General features: G+C 24.5%; 5 protein-coding genes. All 5 read right to left on the bottom strand.

What is annotated here, in order from left to right; translation table 11 throughout:
- Positions 1 to 3 precede the first annotated feature (3 nt).
- The gene (locus Q5F54_RS10805; RefSeq protein WP_302334420.1) at positions 4 to 1,287 is read right to left on the bottom strand and encodes a DUF4179 domain-containing protein; all 1,284 of its coding nucleotides are present in this window, start codon (positions 1,285 to 1,287) and stop codon (positions 4 to 6) included.
- Positions 1,288 to 1,390: 103 nt separating this feature from the next.
- Positions 1,391 to 1,789 carry a sigma-70 family RNA polymerase sigma factor gene (locus Q5F54_RS10800; RefSeq protein ID WP_302334419.1) on the bottom strand — a complete coding sequence of 133 codons (399 nt, stop codon included), beginning with the start codon at positions 1,787 to 1,789 and terminating at the stop codon, positions 1,391 to 1,393.
- A gap of 301 nt (positions 1,790 to 2,090) precedes the next feature.
- Positions 2,091 to 2,888 (bottom strand): CPBP family intramembrane glutamic endopeptidase, encoded by a 798-nt coding sequence (locus tag Q5F54_RS10795; RefSeq protein WP_071121114.1) that lies wholly within the window; start codon positions 2,886 to 2,888, stop codon positions 2,091 to 2,093.
- Positions 2,889 to 2,954: 66 nt separating this feature from the next.
- Positions 2,955 to 4,013 carry an IS1595 family transposase gene (locus Q5F54_RS10790; protein WP_302334418.1) on the bottom strand — a complete coding sequence of 353 codons (1,059 nt, stop codon included), beginning with the start codon at positions 4,011 to 4,013 and terminating at the stop codon, positions 2,955 to 2,957.
- A gap of 119 nt (positions 4,014 to 4,132) precedes the next feature.
- Positions 4,133 to 4,507, bottom strand: coding sequence for a hypothetical protein (locus Q5F54_RS10785; protein WP_302334417.1), 375 nt, complete (start codon positions 4,505 to 4,507; stop codon positions 4,133 to 4,135).
- Positions 4,508 to 4,798 lie beyond the last annotated feature (291 nt).

Here is a 4,798-nt window from a genome sequence, read left to right as displayed (position 1 = left end):
TAACTATTCTTTTGTAAAATCTATGTCTATAGGAATTTTATATTTGATTATAGGCTCAACAATTAATTTATAGTTATCTTTTTCCTTAATATTAAATACAAACTCATGAGTATTATTCTCACTATACCCTTCTTCAGCACAATAGCTTCCATCTAAATTCACATCTCCAAAGTAACTAAAATTACTGTCATTAACTTCAATTTCAATATTTAATCCTTTATCATTACGCTCAAATTTATTTATAGTTATATCAGTACCTAAGCAATTTATCTTTTTAGGATAAGTATCATCTAATCTAATATTAACCTCTGCCTTATGTCCTATTAAGAATCCATCGGCTTTTAATGAGAATTTTTTGCTATCACCATAATATATAGATGGTACTATAGTCTGTCTTAAGTTATCCTTATCACCTGTAGCTGATAATATCATATTATCCTTATATATTTGTCCTTTTTCTGATACTATCTTAAAATTATATAAACCAAAGCTATCACCTATACCATCTATACCCCCACCACTTCTTAAATACATCATCGTAGGTGATATTTTTAAATCTTTTATATCTACCTTTAATTTACCATCAGTTACAGTTTTATTTAAGTTTATAGTTTTGCTATCATATATTTCTTTTGGAATATTAAATAAAACTTTTTTCTCTCCAATAATTTCTTCTTTGTAAATTTCTCCATATTGGCCCTCTGTCAATCTTAATTTAATCTCTATCTTATCTTTTTTCTCATTATATAACTTTGTAATACCATCACCTATTATCTGAATATTTGTATTAAATCTATTATCATTTAAACCATGATCAACAGTTATACTTCCTAGTTCATATCCATCTACTACGTTTATAAAATATGTATTCATATAATTTCCCTGTTTATCTTTTTCAACTTCCGCATTTTTTATAGTAGTATCAAAGCTTAGTCTTAAACTATCAATATATATATTACTTATTTCAATATCATATCCACTTATATTTATAGTTTGATTTTCTATGCCTTTATACCCATTTTGTACTGCATTTTCAATCCCTAAATCTCCAAATATATATTCAAATACATTATTTGCAAAAATTCTAAAAGATGGAATAAATCCATATGATAATATACAAATAAGTACTGATGATACTAAGTATTTGCTTACTGACTTATATTTTTTATTAGGCTTAATAGAATTTAACTTTTCATTTAATTTTTCATCTAAATTATCAGGTACTTTTATATCAGCGCCTTGAAAATCTTCTAATAATTTATCTATATCTTTATCCTCTATTTTCACTATCACTAAGCTCCTTTCTCATATTTTTTAAAGCAGTATACATTTTTCCTTTAACCGTTCCTATTGATAAATCTAGAATTTGTGCTATTTCTTCAAGCTTATATCACATATAATATTTCATCTTTATCATTTCTCTTGTTTGTGGATCTATACTTTGAAGCGACTTTTCTAAATCAATTTTATTTTCTCTATTAATTTCTTTATCTTCTTTTAAATCTTTTACATCTTCTAAATATATTACTTTACTATTTTTAGATATTATATTTTTAGCTTCATTTATAACTATCTTTAAAAACCAACTTTTAAAGTATTTTACTTCTTTTAAATTTTTGATATTTTTGAGTCCTTTTTCAACAGCCTGTAAATATGCATCTATACTATCTTGTTCATTTTTAAGTATTGTATATGCTAATTTATACCCATCACTTTTAAGTTCATTAACTAGTATACTGTAGGCATTAAAATTTCCTTTTACAGCTTTTTTTATTAATTTTTCGTCCATAACTTACCTCCTTTCATATATTAGACAGTTTAAGTTTATAAAAAGTTATAATATTTTTTAAAAATTTTAATAAAATTCCTATTTTCTAATTTAAAACTAACAATATTGTTAATAATAAAAAAACTACCGTCTATAGAAAATAGAATAGTAGTTTCTAATAAAATGCTTTTTCATAAAATCTATCTTTTATTTAATTTCGCTATGTTTAAGAATAATGTTGAAAAAGTAGTATACTAACAAAAACAAAGAGGACTAATTTAAGCCCTCTTTTCTATCCGATATAATTTATATGTAAATGTAATTAATTTTTGCTATTTTTATTCTTGTTTAATAAGAAGAAAGTTACAATTAAAAGGATATTTATAACCAATACTATTATACTACCTTCAATTTTGTAAATTCCACCTGATAAAAGTATGTTTCCCTTAAATATACTATTAAGTAAATTAGGATAATCACTAGCCAAAGAAACTCCCCCAAGTATAATGCAACCTATTGTATTCCACACAAAGTGAACAATTATAGGTGCTAACAATGTGCCTGTATACTCTAACAAAAGAATTACAAATATACTCATTGTTATAATGTTAAGAACAGGAATAATCCCTGCTTCAAAAGCCCCTCCATGCATAGCCGTAAATAATATAGTAGTTAAAAATCCTGAAATAATTGCATTGTAGTTCTTCTTGAACAACTGATATAAATAACCTCTTATTAATAATTCTTGCATTACTACATTTAGTAGTGAAGACAGCATCCAGATAAGAATGTATTCTACTTTATTTTCACCTTGTATTACCATGATTCCAGTAAGCATCAATATGACAACAACACTACCTAACCATAAAAATCCTGTTACAATTCCTATAAAAAAATTCTTGTAAAAATCATTGAATATTGGGACTTTTATATTTCTCTTTTCTAATACAAATACGAAAACTAAAGTAAATACTATTATAGTTAACAAAGGAGTGAATTCCCACCCTAATCTTAGAATTGCTGGATTATCTGTTGGAATATCGGGCGTAAAACCTACTAACACTGCCCACCCAACAAAGAATAAAATAGTTTTTGAAATTGTTATAAATAACTTCCTCATTAAATATCCCCCTGTATATATAACATTTTTTATAAACTCTACAATTGATAATATAACAAATATAATTTATATATACAATGGCTTTCTATTTTTAAAATCTTCGATTTTAGTATTTGAATAAGATGTATGAGATTGAACAAATAATCTCTTACACTTCATAGAATCTTTGTCTGTTTTAAATAATTCAATCCATTTAAACCAGTACATATAGTTGTTCAAATATTTGGTTGCAACCCCATTAAATCTATCCATCCATTTTTTTAATCTACTATGATAAGAATTTATATGTTGAATATGATAGATACCTTTTTTAAACTTTCCAGTTTCTATTTTTTGTATATCTACGTCAAAGTTACTATCTAAACGAATATAACTTTTATGAGAATCTATACACAATATTGATTTTTCTTCTATTCTATCTTTAAATAATCGCTCTACATCTTTATATTTCATTCTTCCATTGCAAATCAACTCTGAAATTATATTTCCGTTTCTATCTAAAGCACACATTACTGCAACTTGATTTTTTGATATACCTCTCTTTTTGGGTTCTTCATCAATAGATTTTTTACTGTTAGGACCTCTTTTATTAGATTTTCTAGGCATAGTAAATAGTGCATTCTTACTATGATTACCTTTATACGATAATCTAAAAAATGTTTCATCTGCTTCAACAAGACCTGATACATGACCTGTTCCTATATATAATCTTAATGCATCTAAAATTTTATGTCTCCAAGAAAATGAAGTTGGTACAGTTATTTCAACTATTTCAGCACATTTTCGAATAGAATACCCAGCGACCATACATTTGATATATTCTAACCACTTTGAGAAATCTTTTTTGGAGTGATAGCAAGGAGAGAACGTAAAGTCAGTAAATGTTTTATTACATGATTTACACATATATCTTTGCTTACCTTTATATTTTCCATTTTTTGAGACTTCATTGCTTTTACAATGAGGACATACTTTGCCTGATGCAAACCTATTCTCTTTAATATCCTCTTTAATTTGAGTTGTTAAAGAACCTATAATTAACTTTTCTTCTAAAAAATTAAATACTTTTTGTTGTTCATTTTTATCTAAAGTCAATAAATACTTTATTATAGAATTTGCATTCATCCAATTAAATCCTCCGAAATTTTAATATATCTATATTATACCCTACATATCATAATACTATATCAAAAATCAACAACTTTCTTAAACATAGCGTTTAATTTTAATTAAAAATTTTAGTATTAAATACTTTCTTTATTTATTATATCTAATAAAGTATTTACACTCTTCCTTAGTTCTTCTAAGTACTTACTTTTATATTCATATTGCTTATACGCTAATATTGATATCTGAGATGCATTATATAATATCGAAGAATTTACATACTCTTCAAATCCATCTATTTTTATATCTATATTATTTTCCTCTGTATATTTAATTATCTTTTTTGTATAGTATTCTATTTCTTTAAAATGATTCATGTGAATCCTTTTAAAGAGAAGTTTAATAAAATATCCAATTATACCGGCATCAGTATATCCATCAAAATCCATAGCATTTGTACACTTTTTTATATGTTTTAATATCATCTTACAATCCCTATTTATATCTTCCATAATTATCCTCCTGAATATAAATTAAATTATAAATAATTTAAAATCTTTTCTTTTTAGTATCATCATTATATATAATTTCCCAATATATGGTTAATTATATCACATAGATTTTTTTATAACTAGTTTAAATACCATAACCTATTATTACTTAAAATCATTGTAAATTCTAAGTATATTAATCATATATTTTTACCAAACTAATATAGTTAATAAAATTTGATATTTTTTGGATAAATTTATAACTTTTTTGTTTTAAAATTATCAATCTAGGTATAAATATAATATAAATAA

It is taken from the genome of uncultured Romboutsia sp., from assembly GCF_958366745.1.
Classification (GTDB): Bacteria; Bacillota; Clostridia; order Peptostreptococcales; family Peptostreptococcaceae; genus Romboutsia; species Romboutsia timonensis.
The sequence above is the reverse complement of the archived record's forward strand: the minus strand, read 5'-3'. Positions and strand labels throughout refer to the sequence as shown.